Source organism: Treponema sp. OMZ 855, assembly GCF_024181145.1.
GTDB lineage: Bacteria > Spirochaetota > Spirochaetia > Treponematales > Treponemataceae > Treponema.
Genome location: NZ_CP051194.1, coordinates 2476454 through 2500675, shown reverse-complemented (window position 1 = coordinate 2500675; position 24222 = coordinate 2476454). Strand labels below are relative to the sequence as shown.

General features: G+C 40.3%; 19 protein-coding genes and 1 tRNA gene. 7 read left to right on the top strand and 13 right to left on the bottom strand.

The genetic code is table 11. The features are described 5' to 3' along the window. Positions 1–6: 6 nt before the first annotated feature. Genes E4N65_RS11330 through E4N65_RS11320 form a run of 3 tightly spaced genes read left to right on the top strand, consistent with a single transcriptional unit; the run spans position 7 to position 8496 of the window. A complete protein-coding gene (locus tag E4N65_RS11330) occupies positions 7–2202 on the top strand; it encodes a hypothetical protein (RefSeq protein WP_253673325.1) in 2196 nt (731 codons plus the stop codon). A 13-nt stretch (positions 2203–2215) separates the two neighbouring features. Beyond that, positions 2216–4750: a hypothetical protein gene (locus E4N65_RS11325; protein WP_253673324.1), complete on the top strand. Its 2535-nt coding sequence runs from the start codon at positions 2216–2218 to the stop codon at positions 4748–4750. Further along, entirely contained in the window at positions 4750–8496 is a 3747-nt protein-coding gene (locus E4N65_RS11320; RefSeq protein WP_253673322.1) for a DUF2357 domain-containing protein, read from the top strand. Before E4N65_RS11325 ends, E4N65_RS11320 begins: the two co-directional genes overlap by 1 nt. Positions 8497–8633: 137 nt before the next feature. Here E4N65_RS11320 and rpsU read toward each other — a convergent pair whose 3' ends face one another. The 9 genes from rpsU to E4N65_RS11280 all read right to left on the bottom strand — a co-directional run bounded on the left by rpsU (position 8634) and on the right by E4N65_RS11280 (position 16248). Continuing rightward, on the bottom strand, positions 8634–8843 hold the full coding sequence (gene rpsU / locus E4N65_RS11315) for a 30S ribosomal protein S21 (RefSeq protein ID WP_006188264.1): 210 nt from the start codon (positions 8841–8843) through the stop codon (positions 8634–8636). Between the two features lie 95 nt (positions 8844–8938). Continuing rightward, positions 8939–9808: a 1-acyl-sn-glycerol-3-phosphate acyltransferase gene (locus tag E4N65_RS11310; RefSeq protein ID WP_253673321.1), complete on the bottom strand. Its 870-nt coding sequence runs from the start codon at positions 9806–9808 to the stop codon at positions 8939–8941. Between the two features lie 111 nt (positions 9809–9919). Then, complete coding sequence (locus tag E4N65_RS11305) at positions 9920–10573, bottom strand: HAD-IA family hydrolase (RefSeq protein ID WP_371921818.1); 654 nt, start codon at positions 10571–10573, stop codon at positions 9920–9922. A gap of 24 nt (positions 10574–10597) precedes the next feature. Beyond that, positions 10598–11665 carry a DUF7954 domain-containing protein gene (locus tag E4N65_RS11300; RefSeq protein WP_253673319.1) on the bottom strand — a complete coding sequence of 356 codons (1068 nt, stop codon included), beginning with the start codon at positions 11663–11665 and terminating at the stop codon, positions 10598–10600. 92 nt (positions 11666–11757) lie between these two features. Further along, the gene (locus E4N65_RS12195; RefSeq protein ID WP_016522790.1) at positions 11758–11892 is read right to left on the bottom strand and encodes a hypothetical protein; all 135 of its coding nucleotides are present in this window, start codon (positions 11890–11892) and stop codon (positions 11758–11760) included. Beyond that, positions 11892–13211: a pyridoxal-phosphate dependent enzyme gene (locus tag E4N65_RS11295; RefSeq protein ID WP_253673318.1), complete on the bottom strand. Its 1320-nt coding sequence runs from the start codon at positions 13209–13211 to the stop codon at positions 11892–11894. Before E4N65_RS11295 ends, E4N65_RS12195 begins: the two co-directional genes overlap by 1 nt. Positions 13212–13215: 4 nt before the next feature. Then, positions 13216–14106, bottom strand: coding sequence for a DUF2156 domain-containing protein (locus tag E4N65_RS11290; protein WP_253673317.1), 891 nt, complete (start codon positions 14104–14106; stop codon positions 13216–13218). A 103-nt stretch (positions 14107–14209) separates the two neighbouring features. Continuing rightward, the gene (locus E4N65_RS11285; protein ID WP_044014545.1) at positions 14210–14599 is read right to left on the bottom strand and encodes a hypothetical protein; all 390 of its coding nucleotides are present in this window, start codon (positions 14597–14599) and stop codon (positions 14210–14212) included. 65 nt (positions 14600–14664) lie between these two features. After that, positions 14665–16248 carry a hypothetical protein gene (locus E4N65_RS11280; RefSeq protein WP_253673316.1) on the bottom strand — a complete coding sequence of 528 codons (1584 nt, stop codon included), beginning with the start codon at positions 16246–16248 and terminating at the stop codon, positions 14665–14667. 159 nt (positions 16249–16407) lie between these two features. On the opposite strand from E4N65_RS11280, the gene E4N65_RS11275 reads away from it, so the two are divergent. After that, complete coding sequence (locus E4N65_RS11275; RefSeq protein ID WP_253673314.1) at positions 16408–17082, top strand: B3/B4 domain-containing protein; 675 nt, start codon at positions 16408–16410, stop codon at positions 17080–17082. A gap of 71 nt (positions 17083–17153) precedes the next feature. Here the strand turns inward: E4N65_RS11275 and E4N65_RS11270 are convergent, their stop codons facing one another. Beyond that, positions 17154–19409 carry an MFS transporter gene (locus tag E4N65_RS11270; protein ID WP_371921843.1) on the bottom strand — a complete coding sequence of 752 codons (2256 nt, stop codon included), beginning with the start codon at positions 19407–19409 and terminating at the stop codon, positions 17154–17156. Positions 19410–19432: 23 nt separating this feature from the next. Here E4N65_RS11270 and pepF point away from each other — a divergent pair, with 23 nt between their 5' ends. Beyond that, complete coding sequence (gene pepF, locus E4N65_RS11265; RefSeq protein WP_253673311.1) at positions 19433–21265, top strand: oligoendopeptidase F; 1833 nt, start codon at positions 19433–19435, stop codon at positions 21263–21265. A gap of 18 nt (positions 21266–21283) precedes the next feature. After that, positions 21284–22267, top strand: coding sequence for a M28 family peptidase (locus tag E4N65_RS11260; RefSeq protein WP_253673309.1), 984 nt, complete (start codon positions 21284–21286; stop codon positions 22265–22267). 23 nt (positions 22268–22290) lie between these two features. Here the strand turns inward: E4N65_RS11260 and E4N65_RS11255 are convergent, their stop codons facing one another. The 3 genes from E4N65_RS11255 to E4N65_RS11245 form a co-directional block, all read right to left on the bottom strand. Further along, positions 22291–22632, bottom strand: a complete 342-nt coding sequence (locus E4N65_RS11255; protein ID WP_044014553.1) for a type II toxin-antitoxin system HicB family antitoxin — start codon at positions 22630–22632, stop codon at positions 22291–22293. Then, positions 22629–22883 (bottom strand): type II toxin-antitoxin system HicA family toxin, encoded by a 255-nt coding sequence (locus tag E4N65_RS11250; protein WP_253673307.1) that lies wholly within the window; start codon positions 22881–22883, stop codon positions 22629–22631. The genes E4N65_RS11255 and E4N65_RS11250 overlap by 4 nt, the downstream gene beginning before the upstream one ends. Before the next feature lie 61 nt (positions 22884–22944). Beyond that, entirely contained in the window at positions 22945–23796 is an 852-nt protein-coding gene (locus E4N65_RS11245; protein ID WP_253673305.1) for a Fic family protein, read from the bottom strand. A gap of 333 nt (positions 23797–24129) precedes the next feature. On the opposite strand from E4N65_RS11245, the gene E4N65_RS11240 reads away from it, so the two are divergent. Then, positions 24130–24218, top strand: a tRNA-Sec gene (locus E4N65_RS11240). Positions 24219–24222 lie beyond the last annotated feature (4 nt).

Sequence of the window (24222 nt, the reverse complement as noted above, 5' to 3'; positions counted from 1 at the left end):
ATAATAATGACGGACGCACAAAAATCGGAATTGGTAATTCTCCGAAAAAAAAATAGAGGTATTATTTCAAACAAACCATGCTTTGAAGGTTTTGCACCTATCAAAAACAGTCAGACAAATTTGTTCTGGCCTTGCATTATGTATCAAGTGGAAATACAAGTAGATAAAAGCGAACTTGATATTTTTGAAAGAACAATATTAAAGTTTGCAGATTGTAATATCACAAAGGCAAAGGATGTTGCAGATTTAATGAATATGGAAGTTGAAACGATAGCGTTTATTCAGAATAGGCTCGTTATAAAAGGTTATTTAAAAGACAAACTTTGTTCGATTACCGATAAAGGCCATGCATACTTAGATGAATATATAAACGGTAATCATACGGAGGCACAAGTTATTTGTTTGTTTAAAGATATAAACTCCGGAGAATTTATAGATTTAGTGGAAGTTTATCCTGCAAAAAATACATTGACTATTTATTCAGAAAAAAACGGTACTCTAGAAGGATCATTTAACCTGCCGGGAAATGGACGGAAAAAAGGTTTTGTAGTTATCTCTACTAACTATGAAAAAGCCATTGCATCTGAACCGGAAGCGTATCTCCTCTTAAGAGCTATCAGAAAATATAACAAGGCTGTTGAGAAAGAATTAAAAATATCTCTTAGTAAAATTTCTAATTCCGTTAAAGTAAAAAGTAAAGAGGTTGTATTTGTTCATACAGTCGGTTTTGCTACTGCTAATGGAGAAATCCATTCTACCGATGCTGCCGGAATTGGAATTTCCGATATTTTTACGGATTTTATCCGAAATGCAAACGATAACGAGCATCCGTGGATTCGATCGATTTTTGAAAAGGGAAATGCTAAAATAAACAATGAAGAAAAAGAGGCTGATAATAAGTACGAGAAACCTCGTTTTAGCTATCCGGCAGTATCCAATCCGATTTTCAATGCAGTAAAGACTTTTAATGAAATAAAATCGGTTAAGGTAGAAAACCATATTGCGCGAGAAGATATGAAGCGATCGGGAGAAATCATTTATTATAATATATTCACAGCCTTGGAATATGCTTTGAAGATGTATTATGCTGATTTTAAGTCTAGGGAAAAAGAAGATGTTACAATACAATTGGCAGATCAGGAAGCGCGACAAATAAACAAAACTAAAATAAAAGAAGTTGGAATAGCGGAAGATAATATTTTCTTGTTCTATATTCTTGCACAAAATCTTTCCATAAATCTGCCGCACAACTATCTAACATTATTAAAGGTATATCCCGGTAAAATCAAATCAATGAGGGATGATAATCAACCTGAACTTATACCGTTATTGTGTTTATGTCTGGCAAATGCTATTGATGATCCCGAAGTTCCGTTGAGTTTTTTGGCAAAAAATTATCCGGACTTTATGATTGATTTTTTTAAATTAAAAGAATTACGTGATAAAACCTCAATGGCGCATGGTCCAGGATTAACATTCTCAGATGTCTCTGCAAGTAAGTGTAAAGAGATAATCGAGAAGATTCTCTTTTACGTAGAATATTTGAATGAAAAACTAAAAGCCGATAATAAGTTACTTACTGATTATTTTAAAGATGATATTCATAACAGTAAGTATCAATACTCCTCTTATATTCAGAAGATATATGAAAAGAAATTAGAGTTATACAAAGATTATGGCTATGTAACTATTAATAAACTTCCTGCAAATCTTATTAAACAAATGATCAATTCTCTGATTACGTTTGGAGATCGCAAATATGTTGCAGGAAGTGCCTGTTCGGTATTACAACAGTTCTTTGAATATTCAATTACGGCTATGTTAAAATATATGATGCCACCTTCTAAAGAACAAAGAAACTGCAATTTTGTAGCGGAAAAATGTAGAAATGTATATTTTGAACTCAAAAATAACAAATTGCCTGATTCTATAGGTACGGTAAGTTATAAAAAGATAGGTAAGGCTGTATGCGGGGGAGGATGCGATAGTTTAGGAGCCGGTATTGTAAGTTTTTTGATACTTGTACCGGAGGAGCAACTAATGGATATTTCTCAACAATATCCTCGGTTTATTCTTGATTTAGATTTTTTGTTAAAATCACGCGGGCATAGTGATGTTCGAGAATATTCTGAACGGGAAGTATCAATTTATAAAAAAATTGTTACTAATATAATAAAGATACTGATAAAATACATTGACTAAAGGAGTGAATAAAATGTGGCCTTTTACAAATAATAAAAGAGAAAAACAGCTTGTTGAGAGAGAGCACTCGATTAAATCAAAAGAAGAACGCCTTGAAGATGAGAAAGATTTGCTTGAGCAAAGAAAAATCGAATTTGAGCAATATAGGGACAAAGAAAACACCGCGATAAAAGATGAATTTTCAAAGTTGGATGACGCTCGTACCGTATTCGAAATGAAAAGAACCGAATATGAACCTAAATTTCAAGAAGCTATAAAAGGATTTTCAGCAAGGATCAAAGAAAATGAAGCGGATATTCAAAAACGTAATTCTGAAATTACTGTAGAACGGCAGGAAGAACAGAAAAAGTTTGCTGAGCGGCTCCATGAAGCTCACCAAAAAAGTGAAAGAGAACACGAAGAAACTCTTTTTGTACAAACCACAAAAAGAATTCAAGAAACGGATACGGAATTAAGTAGTAGACGCGATGCAATTGCTCAAAAAGAAGCAGAACTGCGTCAACGAGAAATCATTTTAGAACAAGATCGTGATAAGCTTATACAAGACAGAAAAGATTATGAACAAAAAGATTCTCAGTTAGCGGCAGAAAGAACAATCGTTTCTTCAAAAATGGCGTCTTTAGATGAACAAGCAAAAGAATTAGCCGATGCAAAAATTAAAGAGTTAAATGCGAGACTTGAAAACTACAAAGAACATCAAGAAAGATTAAGTCAAGAACGAGCAAACCTTGAAATACGGCTCATTGCCTATGAAGAGATTAAGCACAGACTTAATGGCCAAGAACCGGAATCCATATTAGTTGAAATTCAATCTCTAACCAGACAGTTAGCGGAAGCTAGAAAGACGTTACAGAATTACCCTGATAATGTTGAAGAAGAACTCAACCGTAAACAGGAAGAAATAGACAGTCTCTCGGAACAATTAGAAGACTCAAGATATAAACTCGTAGCGCTTCAAAAGCTTGCTAACAGCGGTGAATTAAATGCGGTACATAATACTTCATTAGAGACACAAAAAAACATACTTGAACAGGATAAGCTTAGATTAGAAACGCTTAATGCAGAGCAAAATGAAACGATTAAGCATTACAGAGAATTATATGATAAAGAGGCGACGCTTGAAGAGAAATTAAATTCTATTATGGCTCCGCATGAAAATTTTACAGAAGATAAAATTCGTAAAGAGCCGCTGATATTAGTAACAAAAAAAGAAGTTGAAGATTCTGTAGAGTCCGTTCCCGAAACTGATTCAGATATAAATCAAAACAGTGACAATGCCGCTAATACTGACAACGCAGATAATACCTCAGAACAGAATCAGGAAAGAGCGGTATCAGGGGAAGAGGCAATTAATGATGAGCTTTTATGGTTAGATCAAGTATGCAGAAAGATCGCCGATTATGGTCTTGCTTTTTCACCGAGAATTATTAAGGCTTTCCATACGGCATTAAAAACCGCTGAATGGTCTCCATTGGCTGTTCTTGCCGGTGTCAGCGGGACCGGTAAATCAGAATTACCACAATTATATGCAAAGTTTGGCGGCATTAATTTTGTAAATATTCCCGTTCAGCCTAATTGGGATAGTCAAGAGGCCTTGCTCGGTTACTACAATACAATTTCCGGTAAGTTTGAAGCTCAGCCTCTTCTAAAATATTTAATTCAATCTCAAAAAGAGAATTCAGAAAATTACTCTGTCAGCTTAAAAAATCAACTGAATATTATTTTACTGGATGAAATGAATCTTGCACACATTGAACAGTATTTTGCAGAATTTTTAAGTAAACTCGAAGAACGCCGCGGGAAAGATGAAGGAACCCCGCAATATCCTACATTAGCTGTCAAATTAGGAGGAACGGATTCTTATCCGCTTGCACTTGGAAGAAATGTTCTTTGGGTGGGAACTATGAATCAGGATGAAACAACGAAAAATCTGTCCGATAAAGTTCTTGATAGAGGCATTGTTATTAACTTCCCTCGCCCAAATGAATTTAAACGTCGTATAAAGATTAATAAAGAGGTAAAACCGGAAGAAAGGTATCTTCCGATTGAGACATGGGAAGGATGGAAGGTAAACTTTACAGACGAACAAACGGCTGCCTCTGAAAAAGTAATTGCACCATATAAACAATTAGTCGAAGAGATTAATAAAGAAATCTCAAATATCGGACGTGCGATTGGACACAGAGTTTGGCAATCAATTGAAAATTATATCTGGAATTATCCGGATGTACGGCAATTGCTTATCTCTAAATCGGCAGATATGAATGACAAAGAATTTATTGCCGAATTAAACAAGAGGATTGATCCCGCATTTGAAGATCAGTTAGTCCAGAAAATTATGCCGAAGCTGCGTGGAATCGAAACGGGAGGCGAATCTAAAAAAGTTCTTGAAAAAATTTCAAGTATAATTACAAGTTTTACGAATGAAGGTCATAACATAAATATCTCTAAAGACTTCTTGAATGCAATTACATTTGGAGACGGACAATTCCTCTGGGTTACTTCCGAATATTTAAGTATGGAACAAGATAAACAAGAGGGGCGATAATGGATAAAGAAACACCGGATTATTCAACACTCTTGAAATCTTTAACTGTAGAAGATTCTAAAGAGAAATTATTACTTTCTTTACGGGATTGGTACTATAGAATTATCGAAACGGATCCTGAAACGGGAGAGCCTCTCGATACGGATCTAACTGCCTTGCTTGATAAACTTATAGAAATAAAGTCATACACAGACGATAAAAATGTTTACGATTGGATATTTAATATTTTTTCATACAGTAAAAGAGGGCTTTTTCATATTTTTGAAGCTCCTCGAAAAGAAATTCTCCGTTTTCATGAACAAATGCCGGTTTATCAGGCAAAAGAAATTGATTCGATGGGGATTATAGATATTTCCAGAAGGCCAGGTAGAACAGTTAGAGAAAAAATAGCTGCCAAACCTTCCGTTATAGCTGTAAAAAGGCAACAAAGCGTAGATACTTTGGAAAATCGCTTATTAAAAAAATTAATAATAAGAGCAACATGTATTCTGGAAGAAAGATTGAATATATTCACTGCCGAACCGCTTCAAATAGAAAACGAAGATTCAGAGCTTTCTATTTTATATTCAAAATTATGTAAATGGCTTAAGAGTGATGAGGCGCAAGAAATCGGTGTATGGCAAAATTTACCGCCAAATAATATTCTTTTATGTGATAAATATTATAAAAAAGTCTGGGCTACATGGCGATATATTCTTGAACTGACTGATATTATCGAAAATGATATGAATAACGTAGATAATTATTTAGCAGTCTATATATTCTGGAAAACAAGCGCATTATTACAGCAACGGAAATGCAAGATTAAGCAACTTCCTGTAAAATTTTCTATAAAAAATGAAATTTTAATAGAAACTATCGGTTATGGAGAAAATGCAGGGGTTGTTATTGAGGCTGATGATTTTAAATTAAAGATTAAAGGTAATATCATTACTTTTACATCGGAGGCCGGAGAAGAACATTCAATTAATATTGCTTATAATTTTTTTCAAATTGATGGAAAAAAATACCCTGATAAATTATTAAATCTGTTTGATGCTAATGAAATTGCCGGTAAACTTGCAAATTCAATTTCTCACTCTCCCGATAGAAGAATAGTTTATTCGAATAATACGGAAGAACAAATTTTTACGGTTATGGATTTTTCGTCAGAATGCTATTACGGCATTTCAAATACGGAATTTATTGATAGTAAAACTGAATCAGCCGCACCTTATCCGTTGAAATTATTACGCCAATTCTGGAAGGCTGATGATTCTTCGGAATTAATTAATGTTGATTGCGCCGCATCGCCATCAATTCATAAAGATAGATTGAATAATTATAAGATTGATTCAATATCTTTTGATGATATTTTATATGATAGCATTATACGTAAAGAAGTTTCTATAGAATTAAAAACGGAAGCGGCATATAATTTTATGAATTCGATGAGAGATTATTACAATACAAATAATTTCTACTATATCCTGCCGGACTATCTTGAAGACTTTTCATTAGGGCTTATACGTTCTACAGCAAGCTCTGTTTTTACCAATGCGAATCCCATTCCTAGTAGTATCGGGGCGGTTTTTGCTTTTCAACATAGTAATGAATTTCCTCATTATGCCATCAAAGATAATGATTTTGTATTTGTAATTGAAAAAAAAGAATTTACAGCTGATAAAAAACTTTTATCAATTACACCGATTACTGCGAAAACAACATATAAGCAAAATGAGAAGACTGAAGAGATTAATCTAAAATCAATAAGGGAAATACCGGGAGGCGTTCGCTGGGAGCATCATCCGCCTGTTGTTATTAGTGATTATAAACCTTCAAAAATAATGGAGTATATTCTTGCGGCCGTAAAAAATACGGAAGATAAGCTTGACTCTTCATGTATCTATATTATTTCTGGTCAAGACTCAATAAAAGATGCGCGACTTAAAATGCCTAATCCCAATTGGACATTCATAAATATCCCATTTAAGCCGATACACGGGATTGCCTCTTTTGTAAAACTTCAACATCGAATTTCCGATATCCCTTTGTGGAGTGAGCATCTGCCGAATGTACAGATGACTGTTATTAAGAAAGGCCGAAGGCACTATATTAACTTAACTAACGAGAAAACCGTTCTTCCGATACGTGGAAAAGCTCAAGAAATACCTATTTCGGAAACTTTTATTCTTAATAAAAATATAAAAGAATATCATTTCAGATTGGTCAGAGGTATCGGTAAAGATACCTCTGCTTTGAAATATGAGGCTTGCTTAACAAATTTGGCATTCCCATTAAAAGTAGACACTTCTTGCGAATTAAAAATGTATTATACATACGGACAAGAGCAACCCTTTGACTTGTACTTTGTATCAATCGACTCACCAAGTTTTGTACGTGCAAAAGTTCAATGGAAAGAAATTGATGAAACTAAATTCCCAATACCGAATTTTCCCCCTGAAAGAACTTGGGACGAATATACAAATTGGAAAGATAGTCGTAGTAATACGACTCGTAATTTAATTGAATGGGAAGAAAATAATTTTAACAGTATTATTGATTTAACTCATTTTTATGCAAAAGAAAAGAATGAATTAAAAAGATATACATATGATATTCCCCTAAATTTTGCTCCAACTTGTAAAAAGGATATTCATGGTTACTATTTTCTTATCAAACTTGATGAAACCGAATACATAAAAATATATAAAAACCAATTTAAGGCAGTCGAAAACGGTAATAGTTTTTCTTTCTCTGTCAATACAAAGCATAAACCCGAATATTATAATAACATAAGATTATACTCTGCTATAGGACTCACGAAAGGTATAAGTTTATCCACAAAAGTAATTTCATCGCTCGCAAGGCGATATAGATTCCCAACAATGCAAATATGGAATTTCGGTCATTCAATTATTACAAATGCCCAAGTACCTACAGCTTTTAAGGAGAAAATTAATTCTATAAAACAAGCTCTTAAATCGCTGTTATATAATCAGGCAGTTCAAGAGCAAGAAATCTTATGGAACGAATTATTCTTGTACGCATGTATACTTCATAAAGATTGTCTCGATATATCATCAGATTTAATGAAAATAAAGTTACACGAGATGATTGATTTTGAACAACATTGGAAAATCATAGAGCAAAAAGTCTTCCAATTCGGATATTTCATAGGAGATACGAATACTCCTATTCAAAAAGCAGTTTTTGATTGGGCTTTAGATTTGTCAGATCATGATTCGAAACTAAATCATTTTAAGCTTCAAATTCTTACAATTGCGTTGTGGCGATGTGAAAATCTCTTGAATACAATTTCTATTACTCAAATGGAAACCGTATTTAATCAGGTAATTGAGGGAATAAAGAATGAGTATAAAAAACTAGTAGATCAAGAAGAACCGCTGTCCAATAGAAAGCTGAACCTCTTGCGCTCTCATTTAGAGCTATTATGTGCATTAATCCGCTCAAGATCCTGTGGAGCAGGATATCGGCAGCTTTTTTCCCCGTTTAATTCAAGAATTCAGCAACTGATTTCCGATATAGAACATATCTATGCATGGTTAAATAAAAATAGTAAAGAACTATTTGCAAAACAAATTAAGTTCACCTTATCGGATTCCAAATCTAATAATAACTTTATTGATTATTTATTACTATGGTTAGATGGCGAAAATTCGACGGAAATGCCGAAGATTGAGAGTGCAACAGATGATGACTCAATAGGAGAAGATGAGGAACTTTCTTCGGATGATGATGAATAATAATACCATTGTATCTGTGAGGATGGCCGGTTTGAATGAGGCAATAAAGGCACTGAAAGCTGACAAAGCCGATGGATAATTCTTTATTAATAAGGATTAGGAATTATCACATCGGCTTTGCTGGTGATTGTTAGAAATTAATATGATTTTGAATCATATGACTTGCGGTTTTTTTTCATTAACTTGCGCTGAAGAGCTTTCTTCTTTCTATTTAAAATAGTAGACGGCTTTTCATAGTATTCGCGCTTTTTCCACTCGCGGATAATTCCCTCTTTTTCAACTTGGCGCTTAAAACGCTTAATCGCTTTTTCAAGGTTTTCGGAATCATCGATAACGATACTTGCCACTTACAGAATCACCTCCAATGGATTATATCCTTAGTATCTTCTTGTACGATAACGATTTTCTATCCCTCTGTCAAGGTAACGGAAAATCAGTAAGTCTATGCGTTTCGGTTGTGCATAATCTCCAGTTCTTCCATGACGAGATCGACAACAGCCTGTTTTTTGTCATCGCCTTCATGGCATCGTTGCTTGGCTCGCTCGCGGAATTCGGTACAGTCGATAACGGGACTTACCTCTATGACGACCTTGTCTTGACATACGATGTCGCCGAGCATATTGGAAGGATCGTCAGAAATACGTAAACAGTTGCCGTTAATAGACACCAGCATCATTACATCGGAGGTTCTGATGTAGGAGTCGATTTCGCGGACTCCTCGTTTTGTTTCCGGTTTGCCGGGGCGGTAGCGGGTTCCAGCCGGATATACGATAACGGCTTTTCCTTCTTTTCGCACTTCTTCCAGCGTCCGCATTGAGGCAATATTGATGCTGCGGCTCCGTTTTTTCTCTTCTTCCAGCTGTACGGGGTCGGTAATACCGGCGAGTGTTCTGCTTGGATAAATGACAATGCGTTCATAGCCTTCGGTAAGAGCTGCTATCAGCGGGTCTTCTTCGGTAAGTTTCATGCCGGCCATTGCGATAGAGCGATGGGCAAGCTCTTCTCCAGCCGGTCCTGTTTGTTCCATTAAATATAAGAAAATCGGTAAATCGAGGTTGCTGTAGTGTTCGGAAAGGATAATGCCCTTCTTTCCTGCTTTAATTGCTTGCAAAAATTCGGTAATGTGTTTTTCAGGGTATAGTTTTGAACCGTCTAACAAAAGTTTTTTTACGGCGGATTCCAAGATTGTACGAATCTGAGGATTTTCCATTTTGTGTACATTTTCTTCAGTGATAACATTATCCTTACTTGCATACTGCTCAAATAGCGGCCTGAGTTCTTCAAGCATATTTTTTAGTACAAGACCGTCCATGTTTTCCTCCTAAAAATAATTGGGAGCATATCTAACAAGTGAATCTTTTAGAGATGCCCCATCATCACTTTATCTAAAAAAGACCGGATAGTACCGGCCGATAATATCATCCTATACGGAAAGGCGCTCCAGTAACGGCGGTAGGTCGTAAATCGATTTAATCGATGGAATTCCGGACGTTTTGGTAAAATCCGTACATCGTTCTTTTTCGTCGACTAGTATGCTCCTGCCACCAATTTTGACAAACCCCTGAACGTATGCAGGGCAATCATCTAAAAATAAAGTTTCTTCAATCGTTTTATGTACGGCGGCAAGCGGTTTGGTAAAGGCTGTCAGTTGCGGTTTCCCTTTTCCCTGGTTGTAGGAAATATCAAAAATGCCGAGGAATAAGTCACTGATATTAAAGAAGTTCAAAACCCGTTCTGCGTGTGCCATTGGTGCATTGGTTAATACCGTCATCGGCATTTGTAACGAAATGAGAAAGTCGCGTAAATGGGGATCCGGCTGTAATTCTGAAATTTCCGAAGCAGGATGTACTGCGGCAAAATAAGTGTCTCTGTCGTTAAAATGATATTCACACTCAAGCCATTCGAGCGTTGTGCCGTAGTTGTGCCGCCGCGCACGTTGCAGCCTGATAACTTCTTCCAACGGAACCGATAGAAAATCGGCAATAAATTGAAACATCCGCTCGGAGATTCTCCGTTCCATCAGATTCGATGCAGAATAAAGTGTATTATCAATGTCGAAAAGTAAATGCCCTATCATCTCTGTTGCAGTATAGCACAAAAACTAAAAAAGTCCATTAAAATAGGCTTGTTCGGCGCTATAAGCATGACTATTAACCGTTAGGCTGACAATGGTAAAGCTGCCGTCTTTATTTTTAATACACCGTTTTATATCTTTTGAAATTTTTTTTGATTCGACATCGTATATGGATTGCTTTAGTGTAAAGGCGGTCTGCTTTCCTTCAATAGTCGTATATGGCAGCAGGGTTTTTGCATAAGGGCTTGAAGCGGTTAATAATCGAAGTAATTGTTCGGGTACGGATAACTTATTTCCGTTTTCTGCCTGCGGTGCATTGACCGTACTTACCGTTAAAAAGGCCGTATTTCCGCAAAGAAAAGAGTTATCTGCAATTTTTTTCCACTGGCTATCCAAATGGAGCCGCGTGCCCGATACGGTTACCGTTTCTTTTTTTGCCGCCTTATTGAGGGTAAATACGTTTGTGTCCTGCTGAGGTTCTACCGGATCGTAGCCGTAGAATACCGATTCTCCATTGCCGTTAATAGAGCCTATTTCGGTTAATTCCAAAACAGTTTCTTTTTTTGCACCGGTTATTGTTTTCAGGTGAAAGAGGGGTATAAAAGATTGAAAGTCCAGGGTTACCGAACCGCCGAATTCTTCCATTTGCTTGCGTATTGTTGCCGTACCGAACGGTGCTTTTCCGGCACGGGGAAAGGTTTTAAGTTCATAAAGCTTCGGCAAAAGTCCCATCAAATAATTGACTCCAAAGGTGTCGTCCGATGTGATAGAAGAGATAATTTGCTGGCCGGTTAGGACTAACTGCCCCTTCTCAATTTGAGTGCTGAATATGATGGATACGGTATGGGGATTCTCCGGATCATCGGTACGGATAAATGCTCCGTAGGTTTCGTCATTATAGTACAAAAAGCCTATCCACGTAGGGGATTTCCATGAATAATCGCGGTAAATAACGTAATCGCCGGAAAAAGTGCCTTGCGTGGATTCGGTTGTGGGTTTCTGCGCTGCAAAAAGGAAGGCAGGAGCAAGTATCGCAATACAGCACAGGATGAACCGTGCGGTACTTCTCTTTAAAAGTCCGTGATGATAATCCATTATAATCTCCAAAAACTGAGCTTAATAGTCCTTCGTGAAAGAAGGAGTCAGACAATTTTTAAAAAAGCTGTAAGGTTTGTAACAGACATCGGTTAACTTTTTTCCGCGTGTTCTTCCGCATATTTCTTGAATTCTTCTTCGCTCATTTTATCGGCATAGAGCGGATAGAGCGCTTCGACTAAATCTTCCAATGTAGGGAATTTTGCACCGTCTAATTTGTATGGCATTATTGTACCTCGCTTACTGTATTTAAGATTTTGATGAGCTCTTCTTTTGTTCCGCTGATGAGCGGTACATTTGAGAGAGGCGTATCAATACCTCGGAGATATTCGGGCATTATCGGAGATTCGCCGCATATCCGAGTAAGAATTTCGCTTTCAAAAGCGGGGTGATCCTTCGACACCAACACGAGGGATTCCCCGCCACGCCGCCGGAAGATGTTTCGGGTTTGCGCCGCGGCATACGCATGGGCGGTTGCCGTATCAAACATGATGCCGTAATGCCGGTACGAATCGCTGATCAGCGTTTCCGCTTCGGCATCCGAAACCTTGGCAGGAAAAATAATCGATTTCATGATAGCAGGACTGAGTGTAAAAATTTGTTCAAGCCGTTCAATACTGGAGGGAACGGCAGGGTCGGCAGGGCCGCGTTCCGCAAGAGGAACGGAAGAGTTAATGCAGCGGCAGTATCCTGTTTCGTCGCAGTTCAGTGCATCTGTTGCATCCGTAATAAAACCGTTTACCGGTAAACGAAACTTCCATGCGTATAAGCCTGCCGCAAGATTGCCGTAATTTCCGGAAGGAACTGCATAGAATATTTCTCCTGCCGTTCGTGTTTTTATACGGGTAAAGGCAAACATATAAAAGAACACCTGCGGTAGGATGCGCCCGATGTTGACGGTATTTGCCAGCGTCAAGTTATAATCTTTTACAAGCTGCCGTTCCTGGTAAACCGATCTGATGAGGTTTTCGACTACAGCAATATCTCCATCAACCTCTACAGGGTATACGGAGCCGCCGTTCTGAAATAAATCCTCCGGTTTTAGCCCCTTTGCGTAGCCTTTCGGATATAAGATAACCAATTTAAGATGTTTTTTGTTTCCAAATGCTACTGCCATACTTCTGCCGCCCGCCCCGGTACTGGGGGCAACGACGATGGCATTTTTTTCATCTATTGTCAACAGATATTCCAAGGCGGAGGCTAGCCATAAAAAGCCGAAATCCCGATGATTACCGGTCGGGCCGTGGAACAGTTCCAGCAAAAAGAGGCGGTCATCAAGCTGGCGGAGCCGCGGGCTATAGGATTGAAACGCGGTTGCTGCGATACGTTCGGAGATAACCGGACTAATTTCTTCTTTAAGCAGAGCAGAGGTTAGTGAGCCTGCTATAGTCGAAAAGGCTGTCTGCTCATTCATGTGCAATATCCACGATCGTAAATCGTGTTCGGAGTAGGGAACATATAAACCGCCGTCGGCAGGCATACAATCAAAGATTGCATGTTTAAAGGAAACCGCATGTGTGCTGTTTCGAGTGCTGACTAACTTCATAGTTTCAAAGTGCTCCTTTATCAAGTCGGTATTTTTTAACAAAACCTTCCGGCTTGTAGCTCATTTTTGCATGGCGCAGCCCTTCGTCTCCCAAATCTTGCTCACGGTTGATGTATACGACGTGTTCGGGAAGTGATTGTGCAAAGGCATAGTTGATGTATTGATAGCTGCCTCGAAAATCGGTTCGTGCTTTTTCAAAATGGACAACAGCGGTAGCTCCCTGTGCTGCTAACTCGGCTAAACACCATGCGACCGGCACACCCTGTACATAGAGGATAAGGCTGAGAAAATCTGCTATTTGCGGCAATGCCAAGGCCTGCTGCGCAGCTTCGTAGTCGGTTTCTTGGAGATTGGTTTGCTCTGTTGCCCAGATGTCTAAAATTTTAGATGCGTCTTTTTTTGTATCTGAATCAAGCTTTTTTAACGTAAAATCAGGGTAATTACTTAAAAATCCGTTTACATGGTTCTTTTTTTTATGTAATTGCTTTCCTGATAACGTACTTAATGAAAGACGTGTATAGAGGTAATCGAAATTATCTCTATCTTCGGTAGGGGGCTCTTTTAAATTTTGGAAAAAAGCTGCATTATCGGTTAAATATGATTCTGAGATCAACTTCCAGTAAGCACAATCGTTGTACAGTTCTTTAAGTGTTGCGAGCGGAAGTGGGTCTCCTATAATGAAGAAAAACGCTTTTTTCTGTTCTTCCCCTAAAAAGATCAAGGTGCGCTCATTAAATCTGCTTATTTTATATTTATACGTATTTCTAAAAAAATACAAACTTCCGAAGGTTAACTCTGACATACCGTCTTTCTGCTGCTGCAAATCGGCTTTAATGGCCTGTACAGCTTCAAGAGATAGCAGAGAAAATTCAGGATACCGCGCAATGACGTCCATGGCCGCTATGTTACTCTTTTATCAAAAAAATCGCAAGTTCTTTAGAAAAGATAAAATATGCGGACGAGGCGTTTAAAAATATTTATGAAAAACGCCTCTCTATCTAGGCTGTCAGATCCAATAGATAAGCCGATTCCGGCAAGGAAGAAGCATACCCGATGCTTTTTGAAAGCGTTATTTCCGTATGAATTTTAGTATTGACGTATTCAATCATCGCATCCAACGTTTTTTCATCAGGTTTTGCTGTTAATAGCTTATTTTCCCGTTCGTTTTCGCGCATTTTAACCAGCTGATCGATAAGCGTATTTAAAATCTTCAGCTTACCGATGCTGACGCCGTTTTGATCCTTAGTACGCGGCACTCCGGAAACATATTGAAAATGAGAATAAACAACTTGTTTGGTATCGACCGGAAGATATGCACGCCCTCCGGCCGAAATGTTCGTCATTGCCGCATAAGACAATGATGACAACGGTACATAATTCGATACCATACCGATCCCTCCACTATTCCAATAATCGGCATTTTCTTTATGTACTTTAGAATAATCTTATCATTTCAATGTAGCGACAGCTTGGCCGGTGTCTTTTTGATATAAGCATCGAAGGTAACGCGCGCGGATCGATTTTCGTAGTAAGAAGCATATTGAATAATGATTTTCATCTTTTGATCTTCGTAGATGAAAGGCGTCTCGTCTGATATCTTTTCGGATTCTGCGCTCTCGGTTTTTAGCCGTGTATAAAAATCAAGCATTACTATCTGGCCGTCTGTTTCATCGCTTATTTTTACCGATTTTCCGTCCGGGGTCATTGAAAATAAGAATGAACGATACCGGCATCGTGCATTACGGGGAATAAAAGGTCCTGGTATTGCATCTAAATTTAAATCAACTTTTACAAGAACTGCTTCGTATTCAGTGGTTTCGATAATTCGATCAATATTTTCAGGAGGCTGATTTTCTAACGGATAGTATCGATACAAGTATTCAGGACGGGGTACGCTATCACTATTCCGATTTCTTTCGTGTATAAACTCTGCCAAATCATTACGAGGTCTGGTTATATTTTCCCTTTCAAAATAAGCATAATTATAGAATCCGATGACCGGAAAAAAGAGAATGATTGTGATAATTGCCGTTACGGTACGAAGCTTTGCAGTTATGTTTTTCCTGCTGAATACCGCAGCAAAAAAGTAAAGCGCCAAAAGGCCGTTTATTGCTATTTCGTGCAGCGGTAGTTTGTCGGACACACTAAAACCGATTCTATAACTCCTTGCAGTGATTGTTCGTTCGTGCAGCAAAGCGGCAATAAACAGGAGCGATGCGGTACCGAGGATGCCGAGCATAAGCCGTACAATATTTTGCCGGTCTGTAAAATGCTGAATCATCAACAGACAGAGTACAATAGTGCCCAGCACAAGATAATATAACGGAAAATACATTACTTCAGTTAAACGTGGGAGTAGTGCATACTTTGCTAAGTACACAAGGCCGAGGATACCAAGCGGCAGCAGTAAAATAGGCAGCAGCTTTTGAAACATAAGGGTAAAAAATTTTGAGTGTACGAGCGGTTTTGAGTGGTATACGGCAAACACGGTCAGAGCTGTAACGGTTGCTGCCGTGTTGGTTATGCGGAAAATGATACTTTCGGTAAACACAATATTAAGATAAAAAATGGCATTAATCAAAGAGACGGTGATAAACAGTGTGCAGTATACAGCGCCGAAAAAGAGCAGCGAAACCAGAACATGAATAAACCGCAATTTAAATTCTTTCAGAAAGTCTTCCGCAGGGAAAAAGAAGATAAAAGCGCAGATGCAATATAAGTATATTAACGATACATAAGCCAATTCAACGTTTTTATTGAGGGTTAAAAGACCGGTAAGATACATTGCTGTAAGTGCGGCTGTTTGACCGCTGAAGATTATCACTTTAGTGCGGACTGCGGCTGCTCTTATCTTGTCGTTACATAGTAAAACGACCGAAAACGAAAACAAAAAATTCAAATGTATCGCATTCGGAATATATTTATAAAAGAGCTGCGATATACCTGCTGCTAATACAAAAAAGAATATAGACGGAGAACTTATTGCTGCTATCCGTATACTCTGCATAATCTCGTTTATTCTTTCTTTGAATGTCATAATCATTCTCCCTGAAAGTTTGTCCCTTTATCATATAGTAGTATTTAGAGTCTGTAAAAGAATATGTACAAAACAATATCTGATTCTTTAAAAATTTTAAAGCCAATGGTATAATCAATATTATTTATACCGAATAAAATAGTATGGAGGTTCTCTGCTATGAAATTGATTATGGACGAAAGTATTGCCGCGCTAGGGATTAAAAGCATTGTGATCGGGATTGCAAAAAATGTAGATCCACAAGCTCCCTTATCAGAGGCTTTTTTAAAGAAGCAAAAAGAGATGGAAGAATGGGCATTGAAATGCGATGTTGATGAAGTATTCAATCATCCGGTTATTCAGGGATACACTGATATGCTGCAAAGTGTGGGGCGCAGTATCAAAAAATATATGCCGACCGTTCCGGCTCTTATCCGAAACATTCAGCACCGCGGTTCTATTCCGCACATCAATAGTGTTATCGATATTTATAACGTCGAGTCGTTACGTTCGCTTTTGGCAATAGGCGGACATGACCTTGCTAAAGTAGACGGGCAGATAGAGTTTACCGTCAATAAAGAAGAAGGCATTTTCTTTCCCATCCTATCCACGGAAAAGCATGTCGCTAAAACCGATTACGTGTACCGCGATTCAAAAGGTATTATGGCATGGCTGGATGTCCGCGATGGGGAACATTATAAATTTGATGACGGGACAAAAAATGCAATCTTTATCATTCAGGGAAATGCCAATACTTCCGCCGATATGCGTGTAGACGCGCTCAAACGGATTCAAAGCGATTTAGCGGAATGTATGCCCCAGTTGGAGTTTGAGATACAGGTTATCGAGAGGTAATTCATAATGAGAAATTGAGCTTCTTCGTTTCCTGTACGGTTAAGCTGAATTTCAGAAATCGAAGGAGAGTTCTACCGTTCCGCAAGTTCCGGTTTTTTGAATAACGAGATAGCCCAAAACGACAAGAAGAAGCGGAATGCTTCCCGATGAATTAAGCCGATATCAAGGGCGACGGCGACCAGAAGAGCCGACCGTATGCCCAATTTGTTTTTGCCGAATCCGATGAGCCAGTGTACAAAGGCTTCATCGTATTGGTAGTCTTGGATAAAATCAATGACGGTCTTTTTCAGCACGGGATCGCTCGTTTTTTTCGTTTCAAAAATTTCATCGAGTATATCGATAAACAAAATGGACGGCGATTGTTTTTCGTTCCGGTATTTTTCAAACATATAATAAAAGTCGTTTTGGATGCCCATTAACGATGCGAGTGCAAGCAGCGCTTCGTTTTCGATATAGGACGGAACGGTGTCCCTGCGGAGAATATCCAGAATAAACATAGGGGAATTATCTGCATTAAAAAGCTCCAGCGCGCGTATTCCTTTCAGTATCAGCGCGGGGTTTTCCGCTTGGGAAAGAATGGTGCCGATTTTAGGCTGGCTATAACTGTCGTTCAGCCGGGCAAGGGCGACCATCGCTTCTCCGGCAAGATAGTAGTCGTCGCTGTCGAGTGCTGCCCGTAAGGGGGTAACCGCCTGCTGCACATTGAATTTGGCGAGTATCCGCGCAGCGAGTGGCGCTGTGGTAAACGCACCCTGTTCAAGCTCTTTTAACACCACATCGCGTACTTTTGCATTGATAGTATTCATCGAATAGAGCGCCCGTAATGCGTTCATCCGAATCGTAAAACGCGGAGATTCAAGGTAGTGCAGCAGCTGATCGCAGGATACCGATGAAGCAATTTCGCCGAGTTCGTTGAGGATTTTCTCCTCGGTTTCGATAGTCTCGCTCCGGTCTAATTTGTGCAGCAGGTTGAGCGCCTTCATATCGCGGGGAGAAAAGAGTACGGCAAGCGTTTCAAACACGCGGTAACTGCCGAGGTTCAAGAGCTTGCGCTGAAATACGATACCGATTGCGATAATGGCGATAACTATCAAGAAAAATATTTGATACGATTGCAGGTAGGAAAAACCTTGCACCCGCAAAAGGTCGAGTATCGTTCCACCAAGGATGGAACCAGCGCCGCCGGTAATCGCAAGGATAAAGTAATAGAGCATACTTAAATCCATCAGCGCCTCTTCCGGCACCATCGCGAAGAAATATGCTTGCGACGAATTATCCTGCCCGACAAAACCGACATTGCTGATCATTGTAAATAAAATGAGGAAAACGGTACTGACTATTCCGGCGCTTGCAAGTCCCGGCGCAAAGAAAGCCGGTATCAACGAAAGGGCGCTGATTGCACTGAAAATGATAAAGATCGGTTTAGCGCCGATGCGGTCGATAATCAGATGCATTAAAAGCCCGACGCTGAGTGCACCTACAAGTGAGTACACGGATAAGATGGTCGCTGCGCTGTCTCGTCTACTGTAAACCTCTTTTGCATACACAATGATAAACGGGCGGATCATCGCAATACCGAGACTGATAATAAAGAACGCCAACACGAACCGTCTGAAGTTTGCATCTTTAAAGGCATCACGAATGTGCCTCAAAAAAGTAGAGCCTTGGCGCGGGGTCGTATTGTCTTTCCGCTTTTGACGGTTCGGCTTTGCGGACTCCGGTTCCGGTATTCTAAACAGCAGGATAGAGGCGATAAAGCCGAGCAGTATGCCGATCATGCTGGCAAGGTTATAGCTTTGTACCGAAGGATCCCGCCGTAAAAGCCACGCGAGCAAAACGGTAGCGAGTAACGCTGCAAGATTGTTGATTAAGGATAGACGCACGATATACGAGCTGCGGTCTTTCCCGGGCGCAAGGATTCTGATAACGGGATTATTGGCAATCATTCCGACGCCGCGGAAAAAATTGAACAGCCCTACCGCAAGCAATAGGCAATAGAGCGCATACTGATCGTGTCCTGCAGAGACAAGAAACGGGATGGCAAGCAGCGGCAGCAGCGAGGCGGTACGCAAAAGCCATGTACTGCCGAATGTCTGCATAATGCTGAAACGCATCACCATCAATTTACCAAGCGGAATGGCAAAAAACGAAAGATACATAAACGCAGTCAGTAAACCGACTACCGTTGTATTGGCTTTTAAAAAGAGCGCATAAAGAGTAACCGTATTGCCGGTAACAAGCGCAAAAGAAAAAGAATTGAAGATATTGTAAATGTCGTAGATTCGCCGCCCTTGTTTAATTTTATAGGCCGACAGTTGCTCATTCATCGGCCATATTGTATAGTGAACGTATGAAAAACTCAACGGTACCCCTCCGCTCGGAGGTCGCAAAAAGCGACCAATGGGATTTAAGCAAACTTTTTACAAATGATGCAGACTGGAATGCCTCACTGAAAGACATTACCGCCGCAAAAGACCGCGTATTAACCTACAAAACCGCCTTTGCCGCACCTGAAAAACTGACTGCCGAAACGGTGCTCGGCTGTTTACAGGCTGTGGAAGCGGCGTCCCGTATTTCGGAAAAGACAAGCCATTATGCCTTTTTGATGAAGTCGGTAGATGAAAGCGATCCTAAAAACATCGAACGGGTTTCCCTCGCGATGATGGCAGACACGGAACTTTCTTCCGAAACAAGCTGGTTTATCCCCGCTTTGCTGGATATTCCCGAACAGACTATCCGCGGCTGGATCGATCCTGCCGGAAAGACCGGAGCCGCTTTTGCTCCGTACAAAGTCTTTATCGAAAAACTGATCAGACTAAAAGCTCATACATTGAGCGAGAAAGAAGAAAAGCTTCTGTCGCTTTTAGCCGAATCGCAGGATGTCGAGCGCCGCAGCTTCTCGACGCTTACGAATGTAGACTTCCGTTTCGGTTCGATTGAAACTTCCGACGGAGCGAAAGAACTTACGCAATCTTCATATTCACAGTTCTTAATCAATCCCGACCGGAATATCCGTAAGCAAGCGTATATGCAATTTTACGGCACGTTCGACACGTACAAAAATACGATAGCGTCCTTATACACCGGTCAGGTACAGCAAAATATCGCGCTTGCCCGTATCCGCGGATATGGCTCCGCCCGTGAACAGGCGCTCTATCCTGATAAGGTTCCGACGGAAGTATATGACAACCTTATCAGCACAATCCGAAAAAACTTGGAGCCGCTGCATCATTTTTATGCACTTATGCAAAAATCGCTCAAACTTGATGAGCTGCGGCACTACGATGTGTATGTTCCATTGGTAGGCGAAGTGCGGCGGCACACTCCGTATAACGAAGCCGTTGATATGATTACCGAAGCGTTACAGCCGCTCGGCGATGAATATGTCACCACGCTGCGGAACGGACTGCTCGGCGGCTGGGTTGACCGGTACGAAAATAAGGGCAAGCGTTCAGGCGCTTTTTCGTGGGGCTGCTTTGAAGGCGATCCGTATATCATGGTTAACTACAAAGAGGATGTTATCCGGGATGTGTTCACCCTTGTGCACGAAGGCGGGCATTCCATGCACTCGTGGTATTCAGTACGGAACAATCCGTTTTTAAGCTACAACTACACGATTTTTGAAGCAGAGGTTGCCTCAACCTTCAACGAGGAGCTGTTGTTCCGCTCCATGCTGAAAAACACGAGCGACCCCAAAATGCGGGCATACCTCCTGAGTATTCGTGTAAGCGATATTCTTGCAACGCTCTACCGCCAGACGATGTTTGCCGAATATGAACATATTACGCATAAACTTGTTGAAGAGGGTACGCCGCTCACCATCGAGAACCTCCGCAGCGAGTACCGCAAACTGTTGACCGCTTACTTCGGCCCCGCGATGCACTTTGAGGAATGCAGCGATCTTGAAGGTTTGCGTATCCCGCATTTTTACAATTCATTCTATGTGTACAAATACGCGACCGGTATTTCGGCATCGCTTGCCCTTGCCGAACGGGTATGTTCGGGCGGAAAAACGGAGCGGGAGGATTACTTTAAGTTTTTAACCTCCGGCGGTTCCCGCTATCCCATCGAGTCGCTGCGGATTGCCGGTGTCGATATGGCTTCTCCCGAACCGGTTGAGGCAGCCTGTAAGCACTTTGCGCACTTAGTAAGCGAGCTTGAAAAAGCCTTAGCCGCTTTATAACCCGATTGCTCTGCCGCCGTGACTCTTGAACAAGCTCAAGCGATTATCGCTTCGCCTTTTTTCAGCGCTTTTTTAGAACCGGCGGCAGACCGGCGCGCCTTTATAACGGAACGGTTGGCGGCGCAAGGAATTCCCTACTGTACCGTTACCCTTCAAGATAAAACACACATTGTTATTACCTACCGGCAATCCGCGTACAATCCCCGTTTTAAGATGAAAACGCTGATAGCGCACTATGACCGCGCCGCCGGTACACAGGGCGCAAATGATAATTCCGCCGCCTGCATACAGCTGCTGCTGTTTGCTCAAACGCTGCTGCATAAACGGGATGCGCATAACATCCGCATCATCTTTACCGACGGCGAGGAAGCCGGAGCGGATGGCATTAAAAACCAAGGCGCGTACCGCTTGGGGCAAGGCCTGCGTGCGCTTTCAATGCAGCAGGATGATATCTTTGTGTTTGATATGTGCGGCGGCGGGGATACGCTCATCCTTTCCGAGTCCGGAATATACGGCAGGGATACACGGAAAACGGCGGCGCTTACGGCTCTGCATCGGCGCTGCCGCATCTATGCCGACGCCGCGTGCAGGGGACGCTGGCTTTCGCTGCCGACTGCCTACAGCGACAACGCGGGGCTCATTTCTGCCGGATTAACCGCACAGGTTATCACCGTATTGCCGAGGACGGAAGCGGAGCTGTTAATGCGGTATATGCCCCACCCGGCTGGGAAATACTTATCGGGTAATGTGCATTCCGCCGAATGTAATAAGTCGGCCGGTATGGAAATATCTGCCAACGAAAGCGCCGCTCAAGCGCTTCAACGGTGCATTATCACCAATGCACATGTTCCGCCTGATTCGCCCCTTGCCGCTATTATTCCCCAAACATGGCAGCGGATGCACACGCCGCAGGATAGTCTCGAAACACTGACGCCGCAAGCCTTTATCCTAGTAGATAAAATGCTTCGGTATCTGGCGGGGGTGAAAGAAGCAGCCGGATAAAAAGCGAGTATTAGGTTTTATTTCTAATAAGTTAATCGCATTGTAGAAATTTCATCTTTTAATGACTTTTCTACAAAACTATTCAATGACATATCCATTTTCTTTGCTGCAATTGCAACCTGACTATGAAATAATGGCGAAATACGAACATTAAATTTTCCGGAATAAGGTTTTTCAGGTTCAACGCCGTCTTCCTTACACCATTCAAGATAATCATCAACAGATGCATGAAATTCCTGTTCAATCTCATCTACTGTTGTTCCTTGAAATGTAATTACAGTACGAGTATTTATAACTTCCCCGGAAAATATACGAGCATTTTCATCATATTCAACGACACCAATAAATCCTTTATAGTTCATCATATTTTTATCCCCGCATTTTCCAAAAATTTTCTCATAGATTTTATTGCACCTTTATCGGTAACTTTTTCAGGATGCGGCCTATGAAAAACGGCACGTTCCCCTTTCAATTCAATACGGATCCTCGAACCATTCCCTTCGGATATTTTTGCTCCCAGCGAATGTAAAAGATTTTCTATTTCCTGCCACTCAATATCTGATTGCACAGGATTTTTAAAAATAGCCTCATAAACTTTCTTTTGTTTTGAGTTCATATTGATATGATACTATACAATAGTACTATAAGCAAGCAAAATGCTGCATCAAAAAGGGTGTCTAGCTATACATAATACCGAAATAATCCAACCATTGCTTCATTACATCCTGTGCGGTAAGACACGTATCTCTTAAAAATCCGCGTTCATTTTTCCAATTTTTAATTCCGCTGTAGTAGTAAAGCTTTAGTTCTTCAGTGATGATAAAAGGAACAATGGTATGTTTAAGACATTCCTTGAACAGTATCAATCTTCCGATACGGCCATTACCATCTTGGAACGGATGAATCGCTTCAAATCGGACATGAAAATCCAATATATCATCAAGAGAGATTTCCGATTTTGCATTGTATTCCATTAATAATGATTTCATCTCTGCTGCAACATCCGCAGGTTTTGTAGTTGCCTCTCCGCCCACTTCATTTTTCAGCATTTTGTAGTCCCCAACTTTAAACCATGGTTTTTGACCGTCGGTTGTTCCGGATTTTAGGATATAATGAAGCTGTTTTATGAAACTTTCCGAAAGTTTCGTATGCGCACCTTCTATGATTACATCAATACAATGGAAATGATTTACCGTTTCAATAATATCATCAACTTTCACGACTTTATTGGTAACGCCAAGCGTTTTTGTTTCAAAAATGAAGCGAGTTTGGTCGTGTGTCAGTTTTGAACCTTCGATGTGATTTGAATTATACGTAAGGTCAATCTGAATTTTGTGATAAATTCCGCCTTTCAATCCGGTTTCTTTTTCACGTTTAAGGAATGATAAGAGCGTATCCTGTTTTGCCGTATGGCGAATTTTTCGATGAGGCTTTTTTGCATCGGAAGGGATAATCCATGTTTTTCCTTCTAAAAGCACCCCCACAATTCTACCCTGCAAGCAGTAATTTCTTACACTCCGTTCACTCATGTGCCAGCATTTTGCAGTTTCTTTAACGGATAGGTATGTTATCTTGCTCATTGGTACTATTTTAACATAGTATCGGCAATATATAAAGCGGATTTATGGGGTTTGATTTAATTATATTTTGCCGTTAATCACCCAAGTTTATTCATGCGGCTCTTCTAATATCCCTTTGCGGGGCGTGAACTATTTGTCATGTTTAAGATGGAACACTAGAGATCAAATAAGTGAAGTTGTAGGCTTGCTTAAAAAAAAATTTCATTTTATACTAAATTATAATGAGAAAACCTCTAAAAATCTCAGTTTTTTAGAGGTTTTTGATTACTCACTCTTATCAATGGAAGCTGATGGGATCTGGTGGTCTTCGCGGTCTTCAAAACCGTTGGTTGCATAATCCGCAACGGCAGGTTCGATTCCTGCCTCTTCCGGTTT

What these genes read in the sequence shown, in the direction of transcription:
- E4N65_RS11330 (WP_253673325.1), top strand. Translation starts at nt 7, where the DNA reads ATGACGGACGCACAAAAATCGGAATTGGTAATTCTCCGAAAAAAAAAT.
- E4N65_RS11325 (WP_253673324.1), top strand. Translation starts at nt 2,216, where the DNA reads ATGTGGCCTTTTACAAATAATAAAAGAGAAAAACAGCTTGTTGAGAGA.
- E4N65_RS11320 (WP_253673322.1), top strand. Translation starts at nt 4,750, where the DNA reads ATGGATAAAGAAACACCGGATTATTCAACACTCTTGAAATCTTTAACT.
- E4N65_RS11310 (WP_253673321.1), bottom strand. Translation starts at nt 9,808, where the DNA reads ATGGACGGTCTTGTACTAAAAAATATGCTTGAAGAACTCAGGCCGCTA.
- E4N65_RS11305 (WP_371921818.1), bottom strand. Translation starts at nt 10,573, where the DNA reads ATGATAGGGCATTTACTTTTCGACATTGATAATACACTTTATTCTGCA.
- E4N65_RS11300 (WP_253673319.1), bottom strand. Translation starts at nt 11,665, where the DNA reads ATGGATTATCATCACGGACTTTTAAAGAGAAGTACCGCACGGTTCATC.
- E4N65_RS12195 (WP_016522790.1), bottom strand. Translation starts at nt 11,892, where the DNA reads ATGCCATACAAATTAGACGGTGCAAAATTCCCTACATTGGAAGATTTA.
- E4N65_RS11295 (WP_253673318.1), bottom strand. Translation starts at nt 13,211, where the DNA reads ATGAAGTTAGTCAGCACTCGAAACAGCACACATGCGGTTTCCTTTAAA.
- E4N65_RS11290 (WP_253673317.1), bottom strand. Translation starts at nt 14,106, where the DNA reads ATGGACGTCATTGCGCGGTATCCTGAATTTTCTCTGCTATCTCTTGAA.
- E4N65_RS11285 (WP_044014545.1), bottom strand. Translation starts at nt 14,599, where the DNA reads ATGGTATCGAATTATGTACCGTTGTCATCATTGTCTTATGCGGCAATG.
- E4N65_RS11280 (WP_253673316.1), bottom strand. Translation starts at nt 16,248, where the DNA reads ATGACATTCAAAGAAAGAATAAACGAGATTATGCAGAGTATACGGATA.
- E4N65_RS11275 (WP_253673314.1), top strand. Translation starts at nt 16,408, where the DNA reads ATGAAATTGATTATGGACGAAAGTATTGCCGCGCTAGGGATTAAAAGC.
- E4N65_RS11270 (WP_371921843.1), bottom strand. Translation starts at nt 19,409, where the DNA reads ATGAATGAGCAACTGTCGGCCTATAAAATTAAACAAGGGCGGCGAATC.
- pepF (WP_253673311.1), top strand. Translation starts at nt 19,433, where the DNA reads ATGAAAAACTCAACGGTACCCCTCCGCTCGGAGGTCGCAAAAAGCGAC.
- E4N65_RS11255 (WP_044014553.1), bottom strand. Translation starts at nt 22,632, where the DNA reads ATGATGAACTATAAAGGATTTATTGGTGTCGTTGAATATGATGAAAAT.
- E4N65_RS11250 (WP_253673307.1), bottom strand. Translation starts at nt 22,883, where the DNA reads ATGAACTCAAAACAAAAGAAAGTTTATGAGGCTATTTTTAAAAATCCT.
- E4N65_RS11245 (WP_253673305.1), bottom strand. Translation starts at nt 23,796, where the DNA reads ATGAGTGAACGGAGTGTAAGAAATTACTGCTTGCAGGGTAGAATTGTG.